The organism is Streptomyces sp. NPDC058646 (genome assembly GCF_042716875.1).
GTDB lineage: Bacteria > Actinomycetota > Actinomycetes > Streptomycetales > Streptomycetaceae > Streptomyces.
The window spans coordinates 94301-121127 of sequence record NZ_JBHXRK010000015.1; the positions used below are offsets into that span (position 1 = coordinate 94301).

At 75.0% G+C, this 26827-nt stretch carries 3 protein-coding genes; all 3 read right to left on the reverse strand.

The window, feature by feature from the left end:
• Window positions 1–19: 19 nt before the first annotated feature.
• Genes ACFWUZ_RS19745 through ACFWUZ_RS19755 form a run of 3 tightly spaced genes read right to left on the reverse strand, consistent with a single transcriptional unit; the run spans window position 20 to window position 26800 of the window.
• Window positions 20–13612 (reverse strand): amino acid adenylation domain-containing protein, encoded by a 13593-nt coding sequence (locus tag ACFWUZ_RS19745; RefSeq protein ID WP_384374079.1) that lies wholly within the window; start codon window positions 13610–13612, stop codon window positions 20–22.
• Window positions 13609–22293, reverse strand: a complete 8685-nt coding sequence (locus tag ACFWUZ_RS19750; protein WP_384374083.1) for an amino acid adenylation domain-containing protein — start codon at window positions 22291–22293, stop codon at window positions 13609–13611. Before ACFWUZ_RS19750 ends, ACFWUZ_RS19745 begins: the two co-directional genes overlap by 4 nt.
• Entirely contained in the window at window positions 22286–26800 is a 4515-nt protein-coding gene (locus ACFWUZ_RS19755; RefSeq protein WP_384374086.1) for an SDR family NAD(P)-dependent oxidoreductase, read from the reverse strand. The genes ACFWUZ_RS19750 and ACFWUZ_RS19755 overlap by 8 nt, the downstream gene beginning before the upstream one ends.
• Between the last annotated feature and the right edge of the window lie 27 nt (window positions 26801–26827).

Below are 26827 nucleotides of genomic sequence, written 5' to 3' on the forward strand. Positions count from 1 at the left end.
TCCGCACGTACCGCCCGCCTCAGCCCGTGTTCAGCCTCCCGTCGAGCAGCCGGCCGATCTCGGCGATCGGAGCGGCCCGGGTCATCTCCAGGTGGCGGCTGCGGATGCGGTGCTCCTCGATCCGTCCGGTCACGTGCCCGCGCCAGCCCTCCACCGGTCCGGCCCCGTCCGTCTCCTCCAGCTCCGCCGTGAAGAACAGCAGGTCGCCGTCGAACTTCCGCGACGCGAACCGGTTCATGAGGGTGGCATGCGCACGGCAGACGTCGATCGTCCTGGACAGCTGCGCTTCGTCGAGCACGGAGAGGTACCCGTCGCCGCGCCGCAGTTGTCCGACCACCGCGGACCGGTCGAGCGCCGCCGCCCCGGCCGCCGGCGCCCCCGAGGCCGCCAGCAGGACGGCGAGCACCTCGGCCTCCGACACCTCGGGTCCGGAGCCGTCGCCGCTGTAGCTGTCCATCAGGGCGAGCAGGGAGACCTCCTGCCCGTCCTCCTGGAGCCGGACGGCCATCTCGTGGGCGACCACACCGCCGAAGGACCAGCCCAGCAACCGGTAAGGGCCCTCGGGCTGCACCGAGCGGATCTGCCGCACGTAGTCCGCGGCCATGTCCCCGAGCGTCGCCGGGACGGTCCCGTACCCGTCGAGTCCGCGGGCTTGGAGGCCGTACACGGGCTGCTCCGCCCGCAGATGGGGGAGCAGCCCCGCATACCCCAGGCTGGTGCCCTCGACCGGGTGGACGCAGAACAGCGGGCTTCCCGCGCCGCCCACCCGCAGCGGCAGCAGGCCGGAAGGACCCGAGGAACCCCGGGCGGCACCGGCCTCCGCGTCCCCGTCGAGGAACGCGCCGAGGGACGCGGGGGTCGGCGCCGCGAACAGCGAACGCACCGCGACCTCAGCCCCCAGCTCCGTCCGGATCCGGTTGATCAGCTGGATGCCGAGCAGCGAGTGGCCGCCCGCGGAGAAGAAGTCCTCCTCGGCGCCGACCTCCGTGCGCCCGAGCACCTCGGCGAAGAGGGCGCACAGAGCCCGCTCCGTCTCCGTGCGCGGACCCCTGGCGGGAGCCGCCGCGACGGCCTCGGGGGCGGGCAGCGCACGCCGGTCCAGCTTCCCGTTGGAGGTCACGGGGAGCCGGTCCAGGAACACCAGCGACGCCGGGACCATGTACTCGGGAAGCCGCCTGCCGAGGTCGGCGCGCAGCTCCTCCGCCAGTTCCGCCGGATCGCACCAGCGGTCCGCCGGCCGGGCCGAGCCCGCCGAGGCCCAGCCCTGCGGCCGCTGCGCGACCGGGGCGTCCGGGCGGACGGCGAAGACGTTCACCAGATCGGTGTCGGCCAGCGCCGAGGGCCGGTCGGCCGCCACCCGGAAGCCCTGGGCCGTGAGCAGCCCGGTGACCTCAGCGAGACGCCTGTCGACGTCGTGGACCTCCGCCACGACCTGGCGGATCAGCGGCCAGTGCTCGGGCAGCACGCCGCGCAGGATCTCCAGCTCGCTCTTCTCCGCGTCGATCTTCAACAGGTCGATGCGGGGCACCTGCTGCTCGGTGACCAGGTCGGAGACGGTCCTCAGCGCACAGTCCACCTGCACGCTGCGCAGCCTTTCGGTCAGCAGCTCGTCGAAGACGGAGTCGAGTTCGGGTTCCGGACCCGAGCCGTCGCCCCGGGCCGCCAGTTCGTTGCGCACGTACGCCTCGACCACCGCCCGCTCGTCCGCCTCCGCGCCGAACCGGCCGGACAGGATGGACAGCTGCGGGTAGTAGGTGAAGCGGGCCGCGCCCGGCACCTCGGCCATGCCGTTGTTGAACGGCCGGATGTCGGCGCCGTGCAGCCGCGCGTTGCGCGACAGCATCGCGAACAGGTCGGGGATCGGCTCGAACGCGTACACCGTCGACCGGGGACAGGTGCGGGCCACGAACAGGGAGAAGAAACCGATGTGGGCGCCGACGTCGAAGACGATCGCGTCCTCCGGCAGCGTCAGCCCGTGCCGGACGTACTCCTCCCGCTCGAAGACCTCCTGGTAGAGGAAGGCCACCTCCGAAGGGTTGTGGCCGAACACGGTCATGCCGTTCGGCAGCCGGTGCAGTTCGAGCCCCTCCGTCTCGCCGACCGCAGCCATCCGGGCCAACTCCCGTACGGGACCGGCACGCCGCTCGTCGGGTACCACGTACCCGGTCAGGCGGCGGTCGCCCGGGCGGTCCTCCCGGACCACCACCGCGCCCAGGTCGACCGCCGGGTGTTCCGCGAGCCGCGCCTGGATCTCGCCCGTCTCGATCCGGAAACCGCGCAGTTTGACCTGGCCGTCGGCGCGGCCCAGGTACTCGACGGCTCCGTCGGCCCGTCGGCGCGCGAGGTCGCCCGTGCGGTACATGCGGGTGCCGGGGGCTCCGTAGGGGCTGGCGACGAACCGCTCGGCCGTCAGGTCGGGGCGGCCGAGGTAGCCGCGCGCCAGCTGGACGCCCGTCAGGTACAGCTCGCCGGGAACCCCCACGGGCACCGGACGCAGCGCGTCGTCCAGTACGTGGACACCGGTGTTCCACACCGGTCGGCCGATCGGCGCCGGACGTCCCGTGCCGTCGTCCTCGCAGTGCCAGGAGGTCACGTCGACGGAAGCCTCGGTGGGGCCGTACAGGTTGTGCAGCTCGGCCCCCAGAGTGGCGCGCAGCAGCTGCTCCGTCCGGGGCGGCAGCTCCTCACCGCTGCACAGCACCCGGCGCAGTCCCGTGCAGGCGGCTGCCGCGGGTTCCCGCAGGAAGACGTCGAGCATGGACGGCACGAAGTGCACGGTGGTGATCCCGGCCGAGCGGATGATCCCCGCCAGGTAGGCCGGGTCACGGTGCCCGCCGGGGCGCGCCACCACCAGCGTGGCACCGCTGATCAGCGGCCAGAAGAACTCCCACACCGAAACGTCGAAGCTGGAGGGGGTCTTCTGCAGGATCCGGTCCTGTGCCGTGATGCCGTACGCGTGCTGCATCCACAGGAGCCGGTTGACGATGCCCTCGTGCGGGACCAGCACGCCCTTGGGCCGGCCGGTGGAACCCGAGGTGTAGATCAGGTACGCCGCGTGGGCGGGGGAGAGCGCCGTCTGCGGCGCGTGCGCCTCCGGGAGGTCCGCGAGCCGCCGGAGGGTGTCCGGTGCGTCGAGTTCCACCACCGGGGCCCCTCCCGCGCGGGGCAGGACCGCCGCGAGCTCCCGCGTGGTCAGGACGGCGGCCGGAGCCGCGTCGGCCAGCATGTACGCGATCCGCTCCGCCGGGTACTCGGGGTCGACGGGCACGTACGCCCCACCGGCCTTCAGCACCGCGCACAGCGCCACGACCAGTTCGGCCGAGCGGGGCAGGGCCACCGCGACCAGGCTCTCCGGGCCCACGCCCAGCGAACCGAGCAGGTTCGCCAGCCGGCCGGCCCGGGCGTCCAGCTCGCGGTAGGTGAGCGACTCGTCGTCGAAGACCACCGCGGTGGCCTCCGGCGAGCGCCGCGCCTGGTCCGCGAGCAGGTCCGCCAAGGTCAGGTCGGGCAGGTCGGCCGCGGTGTCGTTCCAGCCCGTCACCAGGCGTTCGTACTCCTCGCCGGTGAGGATCCCGGCCTCGGACAGGGGCCGGTCCGGGGCCGCCACGGCGGACTCCAGCAGTCGGCGCAGCCGCGCCGCGATCAGCTCGGCGGACTCCGGGTCGAACAGGTCGAGGCTGAATTCCAGGACGCCGGACATCCCGGCCGGGGCGCCCTGCGCGTCCCGGTCCTCGCTCAGCAGGACCGACAGGTCGAACTTCGCGGACACCGAGGCGGACGGGACGTCCTCCACGTGCAGCCCGGGCAGCTCCAGCAGTGCGTCGGCCGTGCTGTCCACGGCCAGGGCGACCTGGAACAGCGGGTGCTTGGACAGCGACCGCTCCGGGTTGACCAGTTCCACCAGGCGCTCGAAGGGCAGGTCCTGGTGGGCGTACGCCGCCAGGTCCACCTCGCGCACCCGGTGCAGGAGCTCCCGGAAGGTCGGGTCCCCGGAGGTGTCCGTGCGCAGCACCAGGGTGTTGACGAAGAAGCCGACCAGATCGTCGAGGGCGTCGTCGGTACGGCCCGCGACCGGCGTGCCGAGCGGGATGTCCGTACCGGCACCCAGCTTCGACAGGAGTGCGGCCAGTGCGGCCTGCACCACCATGAAGACGCTCGCCTGGCTCTCGCGGGCCAGTGTCACCAGGTCCTGGTGCAGGGCGGCGCCGAAGTGCAACGGGACCGTGGCGCCGCGGTGGCTCGCCAGCGCCGGCCGGGGCCGGTCGGTGGGCAGGACCAGCTCCTCGGGCAGCCCGGCGAGGGCCTGGGCCCAGTGGTCGTGCTGCTGCGCGGCCAGGCTGTCCGGTACCCCTTCGTCGCCGAGCAGTTCGGCCTGCCACAGGGTGTAGTCGGCGTACTGCACGGGCAGCTCGGGCCACTGCGGCACGGTGCCCGCGAACCGGGCGCGGTAGGCCTGGGCCAGATCACGGGCCAGCGGCTTCATCGACCAGCCGTCGCCCGCGATGTGGTGCAGGACCACCAGCAGGACGTGCTCCTCGTCGGCCAGCTCGAACAGGGCGGCCCGCAGCGGCGGTTCGGTGGACAGGTCGAAGGGGCGGGCGGCCACGGCCGCGAGCTCCCCGGCCAGCTCGTCCTCCGTCACCCGGACCACCGGCAGCGGGGGCCGGGCCCGGCCGGGCGCGAGCACGACCTGCCGGGGCACGCCGTCCACCTCGGGGAAGACGGTGCGCAGGCTCTCGTGGCGCTCGGCCACGTCGGCCAGCGCCGCGGCCAGGGCCGCGGTGTCCAGGACACCGGAGAGCCGCAGCCGGAGCGGGATGTGGTAGGCCTCGCCGACGCCCTCCAGCCGCTCCAGGAACCACAGGCGGCGCTGCGCGTACGAGAGCGGGACGTCGCCGTGCCGGGGCAGCGCGCGCAGCGCCGGCCGGCGCCGCCCGCGGTCCAGGAGACGGCTGAGGCCGGCGACGGTGGGCGCCTCGAATACGGCCCGGATGGGCAGTTCGGCGTCGAGGACCGAACGGGTCCGGCTGATCAGGCGGGTGGCCAGCAGCGAGTGGCCGCCCAGGGCGAAGAAGTCGTCGTCGATGCCGACGGACGGGAGGCCCAGCACCTCCGCGAACAGCTCGCAGAGCACCTGTTCGCGGGCGTCCCGGGGAGCCCGCCCCACCGCCGCCGCCCGCAGGACCGGTGCGGGCAGCGCCCGCCGGTCGAGCTTGCCCGTCGAGGTCAGCGGGATCTCGTCGACCGTGACGAAGGCGGACGGGACCATGTAGTCGGGCAGCCGGGCGGCGAGCAGGTCGCGCAGGGTCGCCGGATCGGTGCCCGGTGCGGGCCGTCCCTGCTCGCCTGCGGTGTCCGTCCGGTCCTTGGCGTCGACGGTGTAGGCGACGAGCCGGCTCTCGCCGGCGGAGTCCCGGTGGACGACGACCACGGCCTGACCGATGCCGGGGCACGCGGTGAGCGCCGACTCGATCTCGCCCGGTTCGATCCGCAGGCCGCGGATCTTGACCTGGTCGTCGGCGCGGCCGAGGTATTCGAGGGCGCCGTCGCGGCGCCAGCGGGCGAGGTCGCCCGTACGGTACATGCGGGCGCCCGGAGCACCGTGGGGGTCGGCGACGAACCGTTCGGCCGTCAGGTCCGGGCGGCCGAGGTAGCCGCGCGCGAGCTGGGCGCCGGCCAGGTACAGCTCGCCGGGCACGCCCGCGGGCACCGGGCGCAGCGCGCCGTCCAGGACGTAGGCGCCCAGGTTCTCCAGGGGCCGGCCGATCGAGGGAGCCTCGTCCGCGCGCATCCGGCAGAACACCGCGTCGATGGTGGTCTCGGTGGGGCCGTAGAAGTTGTACGCGTGCACGCCCGGCTCGGTGGCCAGACGCTGCCACAGGCCCTCGCCCACGGCCTCGCCGCCCAGCATGAGCACCGGCGGGCGGTGCCCCTCGGCGGGCAGCAGGCCTTCGGTGAGCAGCTGCGGCAGGTAGGAGGGAGTGACGTCGAGGAAGTCGATCCGCTCCCGCCCCACGTACCCGACGAGAGCCGCCGGATCGTGGCGGACCTCATCGGAGAGCAGGTGCATCTCGTGCCCGGCCGCCATCCACAGCAGCGGTTCGATCGCCGTGTCGAAGGTGAGCGCGGGAACCAGCGCGGCACGGAACCGGCGGCCTCCGTGGGCCGCCACCTCGGGTCCGATGAACTGGTGGTGATGGGCGTGGAAGAGGGCGGTCAGGTTCCGGTCCTCGACGACGACGGCCTTCGGCAGACCCGTCGACCCCGAGGTGTAGATGAGGTAGGCCGGGTGGGCCGGTGAGGCGGGGGCGAGGCGCTCCTCGTCGCGTACGTTCCCGCCGTCCTGCGCACCCTCCAGGACGGCCCGCACCTCCGGGGCGTCGACCAGCAGGGAAGGAGCCCCGGCGGGGATCCGGCCGGCCAGCTCACCGGTGGTCAGGGTGCAGACGGGGCGCGCATCGGCGTAGATGTGCGCCAGGCGTTCGGCCGGCTGGTCGGTGAGGACCGGCACGTAGGCGCCGCCGGTCTTGAGCACTGCGAGCAGGCCCACGATCAGCTCGGTGGTCCGGGGCAGCGCCAGGACCACGTACCGCTCGGGGCCGGCGCCCCGTTCGATCAGCAGCCGTGCCAGGCGGTTCGCCCGCGCGTTGAGCCCGGCGAAGTCCAGCCGGCCGTCCTGCGCGACCAGCGCGGTCGCCTCCGGGACGGCCGCGGCACGCTCCTCGAACAGGTCGGCGAAGGAGGCGGCGGGCAGCGGCCGGCGCGTACCGCGCCAGTCCTCCAGCACCTGCCGGCGCTCCCCCTCGGTGAACAGGTCGGCACCGGAGACCGGCCGGTCGGGGTCGGCGAGCACCGCCTCGAACAGCCCCTGGAGGCGGTCCATCATGGTGACGACGGTGCTGCGGTCGAACAGGTCGGAGCTGTACTCGACGAAGCACTTGAGCCCGGCGGCGGCGCCGTCACCGGCACGCTGCTCGCTGATGCCGAAGGACAGGTCGAACTTGGTCCCGGTGGTGTCCACGTCCTCGTCGGACAGGGTCACGCCCGGCAGGTCGAGCGTCACCTCGGGGGTGTTCTGGAAGGCCAGCATGACCTGGAACAGCGGGTGCCAGGACAGCGAGCGCCGGGGATTGAGTTCCTCGATGAGCTGCTCGAAGGGCATCTCCTGGTGTGCGAACGCCTTCAGGTCGGTGCGCCGCACGCGCCGCAGCAGCTCCCGGAAGCTGGGCTCGCCCGAGGTGTCGACGCGCAGCACCAGCGGGTTCACGAAGTAGCCGACGAGATCGTCCAGTACGGCGTCGGCACGGCCCGCGACCGGGGTGCCGAGACTGATGTCGGTGGTGCCGGACAGCTGCGACAGCAGCGAGGTGATGCCGGCCTGCAGCACCATGAAGAGGCTGACCCGGTTCGCGCGGGCCAGACCCAGCATGGCCTCGTGCACGGCGGCCGGGATGTCGTGCCGGACGATGGCGCCCTCGTAGGACATGGCCGCCGGACGCGGCCGGTCGGTGGGCAGCGGCAGGTGTTCCGGCAGGTCGTGCAGGGCCTCGCGCCAGAAGGCCAGCTGGCGCCCGCCGACGCTCTCCGGGTCCGCGAGGTCGCCGAGGCGCTCGTACTGTCCCAGGGCGAACTCGGCGTACTGGAGCGGCAGCGGCTCCCACTCCGGTGCCTCGCCGGCCGTGCGCGCCAGGTACGCGCCGATCATGTCGCGGGCCAGCGGAGCCATCGAGGAGCCGTCGCCCGCGATGTGGTGCAGGACGAGGATCAGCACGTGCTCCTCGGGCGCCAGCTCGAACAGGTGGGTGACCAGCGGCGGTTCGGCGGCGAGGTCGAACGGGTAGCGGGCCACCTCGGCGAGCTCCCCGGGGAGCCGCTCCTCGGTGGTACGCGAGTGCACCAGCCGGGGCGCAGCCTCCTCGGTGCTCAGGATGTGCTGGTAGGGCACGCCCTCCCGGTCCGGGAAGACCGTGCGCAGGCTCTCGTGGCGCTCCGTGACGTCGAGCAGCGCGGCCTGCAGCGCCGCACGGTCGAGCGCGCCGGACAGACGGATCGCGGACGGCATGTTGTACGCCGGAGTCGCCCCCTGGAGCTTCCCGTGGAACCACAGGGCGGACTGGGCGAAGGAGAGCGGGATGTCCTCCGGACGCCCGGCGGCGGCCACGGCGAATCCGGCGGCCACCGCCGGGGCGACGTCCTCCGCCGCGGCTGCCGCGGCCTTGGTCCGCAGCCGCTCGGCGAGCCGGCCGACGGTGGGCAGCTCGAAGATGTCACCGGGGGACACCGCCAGCCCCAGGCGCTGGCATTCGGCGGCTGCCTGCACGATCAGCAGGGAGTCCCCGCCGAGCTCGAAGATGTTGTCGTCGAGGCCGATGCCGCCGATTCCCAGCAGCCGGCTCCAGACGTCGGCGATCTGCTGCTCGGTCGCGTCGTGCGGAGCACCGCCCGCGGCGGCGGCGCGCCGGGAACCGCCCGGCTTCGCCTTCGGCCGGGCGGCGGCCCGCGGCCGGTCCCAGTGGCCGGCGCGCGGGCTGATCACCAGGTGCGGCAGGTGCTGGTTGGCGAGCACCCGCTCCAGGGCGCGCAGGCCGTCGCGCGTCGGGATGCCCAGCTCCTCCGGTTCCCTCCCGCGCGGGGCGCCGGAGGGCGCGGGGCGCAGGACGAACCCCTCGACGGTGACGGCGGGCAGACCGTCCGTACCGGCCAGCACCAGGTCGACGACGATGGTGTCCTCGGGCCCGCCGCCCTCGCGCTGGAAGGTGGTGACGCGCACCTCGGCGGGCAGGTCGCGGTGGACCACCAGGCTGCGGTACGCCACCGGGAGGTGGGTGCCGGTGCGCGCGACGACGGCACCGGTCGCCACGTCGAGCAGCGCCGGGTGCAGCGGATGGACCGCCAGGTCGCCGTGGAAGGCCTCGGGCAGACGCAGCGCCAGGAAGCCCTCCCGCTCGCTCTGCCGGGCCTCGGTGAGGCTCTCCCAGCGGGGGCCGGTGCTCAGCCCCGCCCCGCCCCGTGCGCCGCCCGGCGCCAGCGGCAGCGGCTCGCCGCACCGCTGCGCGGCCTCGTCCAGCGCCACGGGCGACGGCGGCGGACCGCCGTACGCCGTCACGAAGCCCTGCGCGTGCGCGTGCGAAGGGGACTGCGCGGAGGTGACCGACCAGTCGTACCCGTCTGCGCGCGGCAGCAGCCGTACGGTCACCTCCGGGTGGGTGTCCCCGGGGACGCGCACCGGCTGCGCGAAGGCCACGTCGCGCAGCTCGGCGGGCCCGGGGCCCGCGGTGAGGCGGAACGCGGCGGTCGCCAGGTCCAGCAGCGACGTGCCGGGCAGCACGGGCTCGCCACCGAGGAGGTGCTCGTCCGACAGCCACTCGGTGTGCGCGCCGCGCCGCACCCGCAGCTCCAGGAACGGCTTCCCGCCCTCGGCGGTGCCGGTGCGGCGGAAGTCGAACAGGGGGTGCTCGACGGGCTCGCCGCCGGTCCAGGAGGGAGCGCCGCCCCGCACGGCCATGCCCACCTCGGACCACCGGTCCCAGCCGATCGAGACCGCGGTGTCCGCGGTGTGCGCGAAGCTGTCGAGGAAGGCGTTCGCGGCGGCGTAGTCGACCTGCCCGGGGGCCCCGACCATGGCCATCGCCGAGGAGAACATCACGAAGAAGTCGGGGGCGTCGTCCCGGGTGAGCTGGTGCAGCACGACCGTGCCGCGGACCTTGGGATCGAGGACCCGGGCGATCTCCCCGGCGGTGCGCAGCGAGACCACGCCGCCGCCGGGCACGCCGGCGGCGTGCACGACGCCGTCCAGCGGGCCGTCCGCCGCACGCACCCGGGCCAGCGCCGCGCCGAGGCCCTCGGCGTCGGCGACATCGGCCTGGACGACACGGACCGCCGCACCGTCGGCGGCCAGCGAGGCGAACCAGGAGGCCAGTTCCGGGGCGACCGTCTCGCCGGGCGCCGCGCCCGCACCCTCGGGGCGGATCACCGTCCAGTGCGGGCCGTCGGGAACGGGCCGCCGGGTGACCAGGACGAGCGTGCAGTGAGCGGTCCCGGCGGCGCACCATTCGGCGACCGCGCGGCCGATGCCGCCCAGACCGCCGGTGACGAGGTAGGTACCGCCGTCGCGCAGCACCGGGGCGTCCTGCACCGGGGCCAGTTCGGGCCGGCCCAGGGCGGGTGTCCAGCGGCCGCGGCCGCGCAGCGCCACCAGGGGCTCGGGGCCCTCCCAGGCGGACTCGGCGTACAGCTCCGCCAGCACCGCACCGGCGGCCTTGGCGAGCGCGGCCGGGACGCGGGACGGGCAGTCGAGGTCCACCGCGCGCACCGCGAACAGCGGGGCCTCCAGCGGGATCACCCGTACCGGGCCGAGGACCGCGGCGGAGTGCGGGGTGCGGGGCGGCTGACCGCCGACGGCCTGCGCCGCGTCGGTCACGAAGAGCATCCGCACCGGGTGACCGGGGAAGGCCTCGCTCAGGGCACGGACGAGGAACACCGGGGTGGTGACGGCCGCGGAGGCGGCCGCGCCCACGGCGCCGGGCCCGGCGCCGGACAGCTCCGGGTCGTCCACGGCCCAGCAGCCGAGGACGACGTCCGGGACGCTGCCGCGCTCCGCGAGGTCGGCGGCGAGGGCCTGGAACGCCTCACGGTCGTCGGGGCGCAGCACGTAGCCCTCCGGCGACACGGTCAGCGTCGCGGGCGGCAGCGGGGCGTCGGCGACGCGCGCCACCAGCACCTCGGAACCGGCCTCGGTGAGCCTGCGGGCCAGCTCCGCGCCCAGGCCCGAGCCGTCGGCCAGCAGCAGTACGGTGCCGAGCGGCCGGGGTGCGGCGGCCGGCGGGGTCGAACGGGTCCAGCCGGTGGCGCGGAACCAGCCGTCGACCCCGGCGGGTACGGCCGCCTTCGGGGCGGGTACGGCCCGCGCCTCCCCGGTGGGCTCGAACCAGTGGCGGTCCGGCTCGAAGGGGTAGGTCGGCAGGGGGATCCGGCGCAGTCCGGTGCGGTCGCCGAGTGAGGCCCAGTCGACCTCCGCGCCCTGCTCCCACAGGGCGGCGAGCGCGGTCAGCCGGTTCGGCGGACGGCCCGGCTCCGCCCGGGTGATCCCGGCGAGCACCTGGCGGCCGGAGCCCAGCGTCCGACGGGTGGCCGAGGCCAGGGCGGTCCCCGGACCGACCTCCAGTACGGGTACGGAGGCGGGGGACTGTGCGATGGCGTCGGCGAAGCGGACGGCCTCGCGCATCTGCCGGCTCCAGTAGGCGGGGGAGCAGGCCTCCTGCGGGGTCAGCCAGGTGCCCGTGACCGTGGAGAGGACGGGGAGCGCCGGTGCGTGCATCGGGACGCTCGCGGCCAGTGCGCCGAACTCGGCGAGCACCGCGTCCACATGGCGGGAGTGGAAGGCGTGCCGGGTGGCCAGCGGGCGCGCGGCCACGCCGGAGGCGGCGAGCCGCTCGCGCAGTTCCTCCACCGCCCCGGGGTCACCCGCCACCACGCAGCGGTCCGGTGCGTTGACCGCGGCGAGGTCCAGGCCGTCGCCCAGCAGGGCCCGCACCTCGGACTCCGGCAGCGGCACCGCGAGCATCGCGCCGGGCGGGAGGCCGCCCATCAGCCGGCCGCGCGCGGTCACCAGACGCGCCGCGTCGGCGAGCGAGAACACCCCGGCGAGGCAGGCGGCGGTGAACTCCCCGACGCTGTGCCCGACGAGGGCGGCCGGGCGGATGCCCACGGCCGCCCACCAGGAGGCGAGGGCGTGCTCGACGGCGAACAGCGCGGGCTGTGCGACCTCCGTACGGTCGAACAGGTTCTCGTGGCCCGGGTGGAGCAGCAGCTCGCGCAGCGGGGCGTCCGTCCACGGCCGCAGCGCTTCCAGCACGCGGTCGAGCCCGGCACGGAACAGCGGTTCGGCCCGGTAGGCCTCCGCGGCCATCCCGGCGAAACCGGAGCCCTGGCCGGGGAAGGCGTAGACGGCACCGGAGCCGGACCCCGCGGCCGGCACGCCCCGGGCGGGCCCGGTCAGCTCGGCCGCCGCTCCGGCGGCGTCCGCGGCCAGGACCGCGCGGCGCCACTCGAACTCGCGCCGCCCCCGCTGGAGCGAGTGCGCGGCGTCACGCAGGGGCGTCGCCGGTGCGCCGGCCAGCGCACCGGCCAGTGCGGCGCCGCTGCGCTCCAGTGCCGCCTCGGTGCGGGCCGACAGCGGCAGCAGCTGCCATCCGTCCGCCTCCCGCCCGGGCGCCGCGGCGTCCGCGGCCGCGCCGCGGGCACGGTCCGGGCGCGGGGGCTCCTGGAGGATCAGGTGGGCGTTGGTGCCGCCGATGCCGAACGAGCTGACGCCCGCCAGCATGGCCCCTTCCGGCCCGGTCCACGGCTCGGCCTCGGTCAGCACGCGGAAGCGGCCGCCGTCCAGGCCGTGACCCGGGTGCGGCCGGTCGAAGTGCACGGTCGGCAGCAGGGTGCGGTGGTGCAGGGTGAGCACCGTCTTGATCAGCCCGGCCATGCCCGCCGCCGTGTCCAGGTGCCCGACGTTGGACTTGACCGAGCCCAGCGCGCACCGGCTCTCCGGAGCGTCCGCGAACACCTTGTGCAGCGCCGCGAGTTCGATCTGGTCGCCCAGGGCGGTGCCGGTGCCGTGCGCCTCCAGGTAGGACAGCTGTTCGGGGCGCACCCCGGCGACGGACTGCGCCGCCGTGATGACCCGTACCTGACCGCCGGTGCTCGGCGCGGTGAAGCCGACCTTCTGGTTGCCGTCGTTGTTGACGGCCGAGCCGCGCAGCACCGCGCGGATGGTGTCGCCGTCCTCGATGGCGTCCGCGAGCCGCTTGAGCACGACCGCGCCCACGCCGCTGCCGAACACGGTCCCGGTGGCCCGGGCGTCGAACGGACGGCAGTGGCCGTCCGCGGAGAGGATGCCGCCCTCGCTGTGCACGTAGCCCAGCCCCTGGGCCACGCCGACCGACACCGCCCCGGCCAGGGCGACGTCGCACTCGCCGCTCAGCAGTGCCTCGGCCGCGAGGTGGACGGCCACGAGGGCGGAGGAGCAGGCGGTCTGGACGTTCAGGCTCGGACCGGTGAGACCCAGCCGGTAGGAGACCTGGGTCGCCAGGTAGTCCTTGTCGCTGCCCGCCAGCCACTGCACGTCCGCGCGGTCGCCGAGCTCGGCGGCGTACGGCAGCAGCTGGTGCGTGAGGTACGAGTTGAAGCCGGACGCGGCGTACACGCCGATGTCGCCCTCGGTCCGGTCGGGACGCTGACCGGCGTCCTCCAGCGCCGACACGGCGCACTGCAGGAACAGCCGGTGCTGCGGGTCCATCAGCTCCGCTTCGCGCGGAGTGATGCCGAAGAACGCCGCGTCGAAGCGGTCGGTGTCCTCCAGCACGCCACCGGAGGCCACGAAACGCGGGTCGGCCAGACGCTCCGCGGGAACCCCGAGGGCGGAGAGCTCTTCGGGGGTGCGGAAGGTCAGGCTCTCGCGCCCGGCCAGCAGGTTCGACCAGAACTCCGCGCTGTCCGCCGCGCCGGGGAACCGGCAGGCGAGTCCGGTGACGGCCACCGCGTCCGGGAGATCGGCGGGCGTCTGCCCGGCGTCCCCGGTCATCTGGTCGGTCATCGACATCTCTTCTCTGTTCGTGCTCATGCGGTCGTGCCCTTGCCGGATCCGCCGCGCCGGGCGGATCGCCGTCGTTCATGGTGCTGTGACCGGGCGGGCGGCTGCTGCCCGGCGGACGCGCCGTCGAGCGCAGCGGCCGCGGGTGCGGCCGTGCCGGGCGCGGTCACCTCGGGCGAGGCCGTGCCGGGCGTGGTCGTGACCGGTGCGGTCACCCCAGGTGCGGGCGTCCCGGGCGTGCCGCCCGTGCCCGAGGGTCCCTGCTCGTCGAGGAGGGCGGCCAGCGACCTGATGGTCGGGCGCTCGAAGAGTTCGAGCACCGGGACCTCCCGGCCGAACTCCTCGCTGATCCGGCGCTGGACCCGCACCAGGTGGATGGAGTTGGCACCCAGTTCGAAGAAGTTGGTGTCCAGACCGATGCTCTCCTCGCCCAGCACCTCGTGCCACAGCCTGACGAGCAGCCCGGTCGAGCCGCTCCCGGCCGCGGCCAGGGCGAGCGGCGCCGCACCCGGGAGGGAGGCCGGGGCGCCCGGCACCCCGGCCGCCGCAAGCACGGCCGGGACGGCCGCAGGAGCCGCCGCTGCCGGGACCGCTGCAGGGACGGCCGCCCGCTCCGGGGCCGTGGCGGCCCGGCGCGCCAGCGCCTTGCGGTCGACCTTGCCGTTGCCGCTCAGCGGCAGCGCCCCGACGGCGTGGATCCGCCGCGGCACCATGTACACGGGCAGCCGGTCCGCGAGGGCGGCGCGCAGCCGCTCCTCCAGGCCCGCGCCGTCCTGCGTCGTGACGGCCGGCCCGCCGATCATGCTGTGCAGCACCGACTGGCCCTCCTCCAGGCACAGCGCGTCGCGCAGCGGCTCGGCGTGGACGTCACCGACCGGCCGGAGCGCCAGCCCGCACGCCGCGGCCCGCTGGCGCAGCAACTGCGCCATGGCACCGGCCTCCAGCAGGCAGAACCGGTCGGCGAGCCCCCCGTAGACCGGGCTGATCACCGAACTGCGCGAGACCAGGTAGATCCCGAACCCGGCCGCTCCGGCCAGTTCCCGGTTGGCCGGGCCGAACAGGTCCGGCTCGTACCCCACGTCCTGGCGCAGGCCCACCAGCGCGGGCCCGGCCGGATCGAAGTAGTACGTGCCGGCCGGTACGCCCGCCACACCGCCGGGAGCGACGTGCACGTACACCTGCACCGGGTACAGCCCACCCGCCGAGCCGTAGCCGTACTTCGGCACCCCCGACTCGTCCTGGCGAGCCAGTACGGCCAGCAGGGCGTGCAGAGCGGCGGCACCGGCCGGACCCCGGCCGAAGGCGTCCGCACTGCCCCGCACCGCGGCCTCGGCGCGCAGCACCGCCGCGTCGGCGGGTTCGTGGAACGGCAGGGCCTCGCGGTCCGCCAGGTCCGTACGGCGGCCCGGCTGACGCATCCGCAGCTCCAGGTGGCGCAGCCGCTCGGCGTCGAAACGCCCACCGCCCGCCCCGCCCGCCGGGCCTTGCGCACGCTCGTCCGTACGGTCTTCGACGACGTACGCGACCAGTTCGGCGGCCGTGCCCGAGCCCTCGACCAGGGCGGCCGCCTCCCGCACCCCGTCGGTCCGCACCAGCGCGGCCTCGATCTCACCGAGCTCGATCCGCATGCCGCGCACCTTGACCTGCGAGTCCTCACGCCCCAGGAACTCCAGCGTGCCGTCGGGCATCAACCGGGCCAGGTCGCCCGTCCGGTAGAGCCGTTCGCCGGTGACGGGATGGGTGGGGAACGCCCGCCCGGTCAGCTCCGGCGCCCGGTGGTAGCCGAGCGCCAGACCGATGCCGCCGATGAACAGCTGACCGGGAACCCACACCGGGCACGGCCGGAACATCTCGTCGAGCACGTACATCGACTGGTTGCGCATCGGACGGCCGTACGGGATGCTCGGCCGCTCCGGGTCGACCCGGTCCACCGGGTGCAGCACCGACCAGATGGACGCCTCCGTCGCCCCGCCCAGGCTGATCACCTGTGCCTTCGGGCTGATCTCACGGATCTGGCCGGGCATCGCGACGGGGATCCAGTCGCCGCTGAGCATGACCAGCCGCAGCGACTCCACGTCCGCCGCGGTGTTGCCCAGCGCGTGCGTCAGGAGCATCTCCATCAGCGCGGGCACCGAGTTCCACACGGTCACGCCGTGCTCCGCGACCGCCTGCGCCCAGCGGACCGGGTCCCGGTCCTCGTCGTCGCCCGGCATCACCAGCGTGGCACCGGCGGCGAAGGTGCCGAACAGGTCGTAGACGGACAGGTCGAAACCGAGCGCGGAGATGCCGAACACCCGGTCCTGCGGGCCTACCCGGAACCGCTCGTTGATGTCCGTGACCGTGTTCAGCGCACCCCGGTGGTCGATGAGGACGCCCTTGGGCTCCCCCGTCGAACCCGAGGTGTAGATCACGTACGCCAGGTCGTCCGCGGTGGCGGCGGAGAGCACCTCCGGCTCACCCCCGTGCGGCGCCGCCGGGTCGAAGACGATCCGCGCCACGTCCGAGGGGAGCTGCGCCGAAGCGGAACCCTCCGGCAGGACGACGGCCCCGACGGCCCCCGCGTGGCGCAGCGTCCGCTCCACCCGGGCGGCCGGCAGCCTGGCGTCGAGCGGCAGGTACGCGGCGCCCGCCCGCAGGATGCCGAGGCAGGCCGCGGCCTGCTCCCAGCCGCGGCCGAGCAGCACGCCCACGACGTCGTTCGGGCCCGCGCCCGCTGCCCGTACGGCCCGGGCCACCGCGGCGGAGGCCCGTTCCAGTTCGGCGTACGTGACGGTGCCGGTGGCGGACACGACGGCGGGCCGGTCCGGCCGGGCGGCGGCCTGGGCGAGGAAGGGTTCGTGGAGCAGACCGGAAGGCACCGGCCCGCCGGTGGCGTTGAGCGCCCGGTAGGCGTCCTGCTGCCGGGCCGGGAGCACGCTGTGGTGCTCGTCGTCCCAGCAGCCGTCCTCGTCGGCGAGGGCGCGCAGCAGGGCGGTGTACGCCGCGAACATGTCGTCCAGCATCCCCGCGGGGAACAGTGCCTCGACGGCGTCCCAGGTCAGCCGGAGCCGGCCCGCGTCCTCGGAGATCTGGTGGTCCAGCCACACCTGAGGCGTCTGGGTGATCGTGTGGACCACCTCGGCGCCCAGCTCGCGCAGGGCGGCGCCGCCGCCGTCCTCGGCCGCGCCCAGCTCGCTCGTGAAGACCACCGGCATCGCGGCCTCGGCCGCACCCCGGCGCTGCATCAGCTCGCGCGCCACCCGGACCCCGCTCACCAGGCGGTGCTCCAGGTCCTCCCACAGCCGCTTCTGGAGCCGGCGGGCACGCTCGCCGAAGGCGCCGCGGCAGCCGCCGTCCACCTCGAAGAGGCTCAGTGCGGTGAAGTCGCCGACCAGGGAGGGCAGGTCGGGGTGGTCGCCGATCCGGTTGAAGAGGGTGAGGTTGAGGGTGAAGCGGTCGTCGGCCGACCAGGTACCCAGGATCTGTGCGTAGGCGGTCAGGGCCACGGCGGACGGAGTGATCCGCTCCTTCGCCGCCCGGGCCTTGAGCCGGTCCCAGACGTCCGCGGGCAGGTACTCCTCACGCCGTCCGAAGCGGGTCTGCGCCAGCATCTCCGGCTGGGTGCGCAGCGGCAGCCGGGGCGCGGGCGGCAGGGTCTCCAGCCGCTCCTGCCAGTACGCCAGGTCGCGCTCGAAGTCCTCGCCCTGACGCCGCTGCTGGTCCGCCACCACGTAGTCCCGGAAGGTCAGCTCCAGCGGGCCCGGGGTCAGCTTCCCCTGGTAGACGGCGAGCAGCTCACCGAGGAGGATCCGCACGCTCCCGCCGTCGGCGATCAGCGTGTCGATGCTCAGGTGCAGCCGGACGCGGCCGGAACCCAGCCGGCTGGCCCGCAGGTCGAACAGCGGCCAGCGGTCCGAGGGGAGCACCTGGTGCGACATGGTGTCCCGCAGCCGCTCCAGCCGGTCCGCCCGGGCCGCGGAATCGAGCGCGCCCAGGTCCTCCCCGTCCACCACGTAGTCGGGTACGGACTCCAGCACCCGCTGGGTCCCGTCCGCATCCACCACCAGGCGCAGGGCGTCGTGGCGGCGCACCAGTGCGCGCCAGGCGTCCTGGAGCCGGTCCAGGTCCACGTCCGCGACGTCGAGTTCGACGTACAGGTGGCAGGAGACGTCCCCGCCGACCGCTCCGCTGCGGCCGATCCAGTAGGCGCGCTGGACGTCGGTGAGCGGGAAGGGCTCGTGCCGGGCGCCCGGGTCGGACCGCAGGACGACCGCGGACGGCTCCGCGCCGGGCGCGGCGGCGGCGCGCAGCTCCTCGACCGTACGGGCCAGGTCGGCGACGGTCGGCGAGGTGAAGAACACCCGCAGCGGCAGCTGTACCGCCAGGTCCTGCCGGATCCGCGCCAGGACCTGTGTGGCGAGCAGGGAATGACCGCCGAGCTCGAAGAAGTCGTCGTGCCGGCCGACCCGGTCGGCCTCCAGGGCGACCCGCCAGATCTCGGCGATCTCCCGCTCGGTGGCGCTCACCGGAGCGGTGTACGGCCGTCCGGCCAGGGCGGTGCCCGGTTCGGGCAGCGCCGCACGGTCCACCTTGCCGTTGCTGGTCAGCGGGAACGCGTCGAGCAGGACGAAACGGGACGGTACGAGGAACGCGGGCAGCTGCTCGGACAGGGCCGCACGCAGGGCGCCCGCTTCCGTGGCAGGACCGGCCGGGACCACGTAGGCCGTCAGCGCGGCCCGGTCGGTGCCCAGGCCGTGGGCCGTCACGACGGCCTGGCGCACGGCCGGCAGGGCCGCCAGCGCGGCCTCCACCTCGCCGGTCTCCACGCGGAAGCCGCGGATCTTCACCTGGTGGTCGGTGCGGGACAGGTACTCCAGCCGGCCGTCCCGCAGGGTGCGCACCACGTCGCCCGTACGGTAGAGGCGGGCCGAGGGATCCGCGGCGAAGGTGTCGGGGACGAACCGCTCGGCGGTCAGTCCCGGCCGGTCCAGATAGCCGGCGGCGACGCCCGCCCCACCGATGTGCAGCTCCCCGGGCACCCCGGCGGGAACCCGCCGCCGGTGGCCGTCGAGCACGTACACCGTGGTGTTGGCGAGCGGCCTGCCGATCGTCACCGGGGCGCCGCCGGGGGCGACGGAGTCGGTCGTCGACCAGACGGTCGTCTCGGTGGGTCCGTACATGTTGCGGATGTCGGCGTCGAGCCGCTCGTGCAGCCGCTGCGCCAGTTCGCGGTCCAGCGGCTCCCCGCCGAGGAGCAGCATCCGCAGGCCGCGCAGCGCGTCCGCGTCCGCGTCGTCCAGCAGGGTGCGCGCCAGTGACGGCGTGCACTGGAGGTGGGTGACGGCATGCCGGCGCATCAGGGCGGTGAGCGGTTCCGCGGCCGGGGCCGTGGCGGAGGACACCGCGCCACGGGCCGCCGAGGCGGCCCGTCGCAGGGAGTCCAGGCGGGGCAGGGACGCCAGCACGGCATCGGTGTCCACCCCGAAGTCGACCAGGCAGGCGAGCTCGTCCACGCCGATCGCGCTCAGGCGCTCCACCAGCGGGAGGCAGTCCTCGGCGGTGCCGATCAGCGAACCGTCACGCATGTAGCGGGCACAGGCGTGGTCGAGCAGAGCCTCCAGGTCCTCGGGCGTGAAGTCCGCCGACCGGATGTCCATGCCGAGGCCGCGGGCCATGTTCTCGATCAGGCCGAGGGAGGAGCGCAGGTACGCGCGGAAGGGCTCCCGGGCCCGGGCCCGCACGTCCTCGGCGTCGGTGCCGACGTAGCTGTGCAGCATCAGCGTCACGTGCGGCTCGCCGGCGTGGCCGGCGGCCCGCCAGGCCTCCCGGTAGGTGGTGATCCGCTCGGCGAGGTCCTCCACGCTCTGGCCCAGCAGATGGGTCAGCAGCCGGGCACCGATCTCACCCGCCCGCCGGCAGGTCTCGGGATTGCCCGAGGAGGTGAGCCAGAAGGGCAGTTCGGGCTGGACGGGACGGGGCAGCACGGCGATGTCCACCGACCGGCCGCCGGGGGCCTCGAAGGGCACCTGCTCACCGCGCCACAGCCTGCGCACCTCGTCGATGCCGCTGACCAGCAGTTCGTTGCGCCGGTCGTACGCGTCCTTGGCCAGGACGAAGTCGTCGACGTGCCAGCCGGACGCGAAGGACAGGCCGACGCGGCCGCCGGAGAGGTTGTCGACGACCGACCACTCCTCGGCGACACGGACCGGGTGGTGCAGCGGCAGGACGACACTGCCCGCCCGGAGCCCGATGCGCGACGTGGCCGCGGCCACGGCGGCGGCGAGCACGGACGGGGCCGGGAAGGGGCCGCCGAAGGCGTGGAAGTGCCGCTCGGGCATCCACACGCCGCTGAAGCCGTGGGCGTCGGCGAACGCCGCGCCCTCCATCAGCAGCCGGTACTGCTCGGGCCCGGGCCCCGACTCCGGCTGGGCGCTGGAGAAGTAGAACAGGCTGAACTCCGGTCCTGACTCGGCCGGTCCGCCGGAGAGGTCCGGGCCGGCGGCGGGGACCGCGGGAAGCGCGGACGCCGCCTCGGGGTCCGGGCTCAGCACGACGCGGTGGCCGCGGCTGAGCGTCCACAGGAGTTCCACCACGGAGATGTCGAAGGAGACGCTGGTGACCGCCAGCCAGCCCACGGGCTCCCCGGCCCCGACCACGTCGTCCATGGCGACCAGGAAGTTGTCCAGGTTCCGCCGGCGCACGACCACGCCCTTGGGCGTACCGGTGGAGCCCGAGGTGTAGATCACGTACGCGGGGGAGTCGGGGGACGCTGCGTGCGGTTCCGCTGCCGGGTCCACCGGCGCGGCGACCGCGTCGCTGCCGAGGTCCAGGTCGAGCAGCGTGGTCTCCGCCGGGGCGGCCGCGCGTGAGCCCGCATGGACGACGACCAGCACCGGCCGGGCGTCGTGCACCATGTGCGCGAGCCGCGCCGCCGGGTAGGAGGGGTCCATCGGGAGGTACGCGGCCCCGGCCCGCAGGACCGCGAGCATGGACACCACCAGATCGGTCCCGCGGCGCAGACAGAGGCCGACCAGGGTCCCCGGCCCGGCACCCGCCGCCCGCAGCCGGGCGGCCGTGTCCGCGATCCGGGCGTCGAGCTGCCCGTACGTCAGCTCCTCCGGCCCGCAGATCAGAGCCGGAGCGCCGGGGCGTTCCCGCACCTGGCGGGCGAAGCCGGGCAGGACACCGTCCTCGGCCGTGACGGCCGCGGCGGTGTCGTTGGGCAGGTCCAGCACCGCCGCTTCGGCCGGCGACAGCGCCAGCAGCTCGGACAGGGCACGGTCCGGCTCTGCGGTGGCGCTCCGCACGACGCGGGCGAGCGTCGCCGTCCACTCCCGGGCGGTCTCCGCGTCGAACAGGTCGCGGCTGAACTCGCAGACGCCGCGCGTGAGATCACCGTCACGCGCCAGCTCCAGGGTGAGGTCCCCCCGGCAGACGCCGTTGTCGAGGTCGACGACCTCCATGGCGACGCCGGGCAGGCCCAGCTCCCGCTCCGGCACGTTCCGGTAGCCGAACTGCACCTGGTAGAGCGGGGCGTAGCTGAGGTCCCGCTCCGGGCGCAGCTCCTGGACCAGCCGCTCGAAGGGCACCTGCTGGTGGGCGAGGGCGCTCAGGACGGACTCGCGCACCCGGCCGAGGAGCGCCGCGAACGAGGGGTCGCCGGACAGGTCGGAGCGGACCACCAGGCTGTTGACGAACATGCCGACCATGGACTCCGACTCGGCGGAGGTACGGCCCGCGGTCGGCACGCCGACCACCACGTCCTCCTGGCCCGAGTGGCGCATCAGCACGGCCTGCCAGGCGGCCAGCGTCACCATGAACGGGGTGGCGCGGGCGCTGCGGGCCAGCTCGTCGACCGCCGCCGTCGTCGCGGCGTCCAGGGTGAAGTGGATGCGCCCGCCCCGGTAGGAGGGCACGGCGGGGCGCGGCCGGTCGGTCGCCAGGGCCAGCAGGTGCGGCGCCCCCTCCAGCTGCTCCCTCCAGTACGCCAGCGGCGCGGCCAGCGCCTCGTCGGTCAGCTCCCGCCGCTGCCGCTCCGCCCAGTCGGCGTACTGGACGCCCAGCGGGGCGGGCCGGGACCCGTCCGACAGCGCCGCCGCGTAGTGGGCGCGCAGGTCGTCGATGAGGACCGACCGCGACCAGGCGTCACCCACCAGGTGGTGGTTGGTGATCACGAGCAGGGCGTGGTCGGGCGCCGAACGCAGCAGCAGCGCCCGGAACAGCGGGCCCGCCACCAGATCGAAGGGCTGGGCGGCCTCCGCCTCCGCGGCCGCCTGCTCGGCGGCCGGGTCGGCGGGCAGGTCCACGACCCGCAGGGCGAACCCGGCGGCCGCCGCGTCCTCCAGGACGCGCTGTACGGGACCCTCCTCGCCCGTGGCGACGACGGTCCGCAGCGCCTCGTGGCGGTCGACGAGGGCATCCAGCGCACCCTGCAGCGCCGGGACGTCGAGCGCCCCGCGCAGCCGCAGCGCCGCGTACTCGTTGAAGACCGCGAGCCCGGGATTCAACTGCTCCAGGAACCACAGGCGTTCCTGGCCGAAGGAGAGCGGGGCGGGGACCGAACGGTCACGCCGCTGCACCGGCGCCGGGGCCGCCGAGGCCGCGGCCGGGGCGGCGCCACGGCCGCGGATGCGCTCTTCGAACCGGGCGCGCTGCTCCGGCGTCAGTCTGGAGAGCCGGCTGTCGCGCCCCTCGGAAGTCCGTCCGGAATCCGGAACTGCTGCGTCAGGCATGGTTCTCCAGTTCAGTGATGATGCATTCCTCGATCTCCACGGCGAGATCCGCGATCCGTCCGCCCTCGAAGAAGACGCGGGCGGGGATCTGCACGTCGAACTCCGCCCGCAGCCGGGCGACCACCTGCGCGGCGAGCAGCGAATGGCCGCCCAGGTCGAGGAAGTCGTCGTACACGCCCACCTGTTCGAGGCCGAGCATCTGGCCGTAGATCACGGCCAGCCGCTCCTCGGTCTCCGTCCGGGGCGCGGTGTACGGGGTGGCCAGGTCGGGGCGGGGCGCCGCCGCGCCCGCCGGTACGGCGGCGGCGGGCCGGCCGGCGGCCGCCAGCTGTCCCGCGGGGCTGAGGCCGGTGCCCGCCCGCGCGACGACGGCCTGCCCGGGCCGGCCGTCGAGCAGCGCGGCGAAGGCAAGGGCTCCCTGCTCCGGGGTGAGCGCCCCCTCCAGCATGGTCTGCTGGAACTCCCGCAGGTCCGCGGGCACTTCGGCGGTGCTCGCCATGCCGACCCCGGACCACATGTCCCAGTTCACCGAGAGGGTGAACCGCCCGCCGCGGGCGTTCTCGGCCGCGGCGAAGGCGTCCAGGGAGGCGTTGGCCGCCGCGTAGTCGGCCTGCCCGTAGGTGGGCACCAGGGACGCCAGTGAGGAGCACAGCACGAGGAAGTCGGCCTCCTCGGGACGCAGCGCGTCCAGGAGAACGCGTACGCCCTGCGCCTTCGGCGCGAGGACGGCACGCATCTCGGCGTCGGTGCGCCGCTCGACGGAGCCGCCGCCGGGGACACCCGCCGCGTGCACGACACCGTCGATCCGGCCGAAGCGCTGCCGGACCCGGTCGAGCGCCCCGGCCAGCGAGGCGGCCTCGCTGACGTCGGCCCGCTCCGTGTGCACCTCGGCGCCCGCGGCGCGCAGCCGCGCCAGGGCGTCCGCCGTCCCGCCCGCGAGGTCCTCCTCGGCGCGGCGGCCGATCAGTACGATCCGCGCGGAGCAGGCCCGGGCCAGGTACCCGGCGAGGGTCACGCCGATCCCGCCCAGCCCGCCCGTGATCACGTACGTCCCCCGGTCGCGCAGCAGCCGCGGCCGGCCGGCGGGCACCTCCAGCGGAGCCTCGCGCAGCACGCGCACCAGGACCCGGCCCCCGCGGACCGCGGCCACCGGGGCCCCGGACGCCAGCAGCGTGCGGATCACCGCCGCCGCGCCGTCCGCGTCCAGGCCCGCCGCCGGGGCGTCGCCCGCCAGGTCGACCTGGGTGCACTTCAGGGTGCGGTACTCCTCGGGCAGCACCATCGCGGCGCCGCTCAGCAGCGCGGCACCCGGGTGGGCGCCCTCGCCGTCCGCCACCGCGAACGCACCTGCGGTCAGCACACCGAGGCGCACGTCGTTGAGGACGCTCTCCGCCATCGCCCGGGCCAGCCGGACCAGCCCGAAGTACGCCGTGTCGGCTCCTTCCGCGCCCTCCGCGCCGTCCTGCGGGCCGGCGCCGTAACCCCAGCCGTACAGCACGGCCGTGGGGGTGCGGACCAGGGCCCGCAGGTCGGTGAGGAGCCGGCTGTAGTGGCCGGGGTCGGCCGGATCGATCTCGTACACCCCGCGGCGCACGCGGCGGTACTCCGTACCGGGCAGCACACAGGTGACGATCTGGCCGCGGGCCGTGAGCAGGTCCACCACGGGCTGCACGCGCTGCTCGGCGTCGAGCATCACCAGCCAGGTGTAGCGCCGGCCGCCGAACGGGTCCTCGCCGTCGGCGGGACCCGCGTCCTGCCAGTCCACCCGGGCGTGGAACACCTCCGCCGGTGCGGACCCGGCGGCGGGCGCCGGTGCTCCTGCCGCCCAGGGGGCCGCGCCGGCCGGCTCGATCCAGTGCCTGGCCCGCTCGAAGGGGTAACCGGGAAGTACGGCCCGGGGCCCGCCGTCGCCCGGCTCGCCCCAGCCGACCCGTACGCCCTGAGCCCACAGGCTGCCCAGCGACAGCAGTGCTGCCGCGGCCTCGCTCGTCGCCGTCCGGCCCCGGGTGGGCATCATCGGCAGGGCCAGCCGCAGCGCGTCCTCGCGGTCGGCCGCGACCAGGTCGGTCAGCACGCTGCCCGGGCCGGTCTCCACCAGCACCAGCTGCTCGTCGAGGCCGGCCAGCCGGCGCAGACCGTCGTGGAAGCGGACCGGCGAGAGCATCTGCCGCACCCAGTAGGAGGGGTCGACGGCCTGCTCGGGGGTGATCCAGTCACCCGTCAGGTTGGACAGGAACGGAACCTGCGGGGCGTGCCGCGCGACCCCCGCGAGCTCCTCCCCGAAACGCTCGGCCGCCCCGGCGCACAGACGGCTGTGGAAGGCGCGCTCCACCGGCAGGGCCAGCGCCCGCACCCCGCGCCCGGCCAGCCCCTCGGCCGCCCGGGCCACCAGGTCGGCGGGGCCGGACAGCACGGCGGAGCGGGGGCCGTTGAGCGCCGCCACCTCGATGCCGTACTCGGCGGCCGCGGCCAGTGCCTGCTCCTCCTCCAGCGGCACCGCGAGCATCGCCCCCGGCCCGCTCTCCTCCATCAGCCGGCCGCGGGCCGCCACCAGGGCCAGCGCGTCCGGCAGTTCGAAGACCCCGGCGAGGCACGCCGCGGTGAATTCTCCGAGGCTGTGTCCCAGCAGCGCCGCCGGGCGCACCCCGCGGTCCTCCAGCAGCCGGGCGAGTGCGTAACCCACCGAGAACACGGCGGGCTGGGTCAGCGAGGTCCGGCGCAGCTCCTCGGCGGAGCCCTCGCGCAGCAGCGCGGGCAGATCGCGGCCGATGTGCGGTGCGAGCACCTTCCCGCACTCGTCGAGAACCGCGCGGAAGGCCGGCTCGGCCTCGTACAGGCCCATCGCCATGCCCGCGAACTGGGCACCCTGGCCCGGCAGCAGGAACGCGGCCGGCGCGGCTCCCAGGTCGGCCCGGCCGCGGACCGAGTCCCGGACGCCGCCGGCCCGCAGGGCAGCCGCGGCCTCGCCCGGCCCGTGGGCGACGACGACCCGGCGGTGTCCCAGTTCCCGGCGCCCGGAGCGCAGGGTGCGGGCCACGGCGGACAGGGGCCGACCGGGGTGCGCGTCCAGGTCGTCGGCCAGCCGGCCGGCGAGCGCGTCCAGGGCGGTCGCCGTACGGGCGGACAGCGGCAGGGCCACCGGGCCCCCGGACCCTGCCGGTGCGGCGGGGCGCACGGTGGGCGGGGCCTGTTCCAGGACCACGTGGGCATTGGTCCCGCCGATGCCGAACGCACTCACCGCGGCCCGTCGCGGGCCCTGCGGCACGGGCCACTCGCAGAGTTCGCCCGGAACGAAGAACGGGCCCTCGGCCAGGCCGAGTCCGGCGTTCGTCTCCTCGGCGTGCAGGCTGGCGGGGATCCGCCCCTCCCGCAGGGTCAGGATGGTCTTGATCAGGCCGGTCACCCCCGCGGCCACGTCCAGGTGGCCCACGTTGGACTTGACGGAACCCAGCGCGCAGCGAGCCCGCCCGCCGTCGGTGCCGTACGCGGCGGTCAGCGCGGCGACCTCGATCGGATCGCCGATCGGGGTACCCGTGCCGTGGGCCTCGACGTAGCCCACCGTCCGCGGATCGACCCCGGACATCGCCAGCGCCTCGCGGATCACCGCGGTCTGGCCCTCGACGCCGGGTGCCGTGTAACCGGCCTTGGCCGCACCGTCGTTGTTCACCGCGGAACCGAGGATGACCGCGTGGACGCGGTCACCGTCGGCGAGGGCGTCGGCCAGCCGCTTCAGGACGACCACGCCCGCGCCGTTGCCGAACACCGTGCCGTTCGCACCGGCGCCGAAGGGCCGGCAGTGCCCGTCGGCCGACTCGATGCCGCCGTCGGCCGGCAGGTAGCCCGCCTCGTGCGGCACGGTGACCGTGACGCCGCCGGCCAGGGCCAGGTCGGACTCCTCGCTCAGCAGGCTCTGGACCGCCATGTGCACCGCGACCAGGGAGGTCGAGCAGGCGGTCTGCACGGTCACCGCCGGGCCGCGCAGGTTGAGCTTGTACGCGACCCGGGTGGCGAGCTGGTCCACCTGGTTGCCCTGGAAGAGCAGCGGCAGCCCGTAGGCCGCCTGGAGATCGGTGCGCGGCAGCAGGTTGTGGATGAGGTAGCTGCTGAGCAGCGACCCCGCGTACACGGACACCGGGCCGGTGGCACGGTCGGGGTCGCACCCGGCGTCCTCCAGCGCGGACCAGGCGCACTCCAGGAAGATGCGCTGCTGCGGGTCGATGAGCGCCGCCTCGGCCGCGCTGTAGCCGAACAGCTGGGCGTCGAAGCCCGCGACGTCCCCCAGCACCCCCTTGGCGGGTACGTAGCCGGGCGCCGACAGCAGGGCCTGGGGGACCCCGGAAGCACGGAGCGCCTCCGGGGAGAAACGGGTGATCGCCTCGGTCCCGGAAGCCAGCAGCTCCCACAGGTCCGCTACCGAGTCCGCGCCGGGGAAGCGCCCGGCCATGCCGACGACGGCGATCCGGCCGGCGGTGTCGTCCCAGTCGGTCGGGATCTGCTCTTCGTGCAAGGTGTACTCCGTCGAGATGTGGTGGAA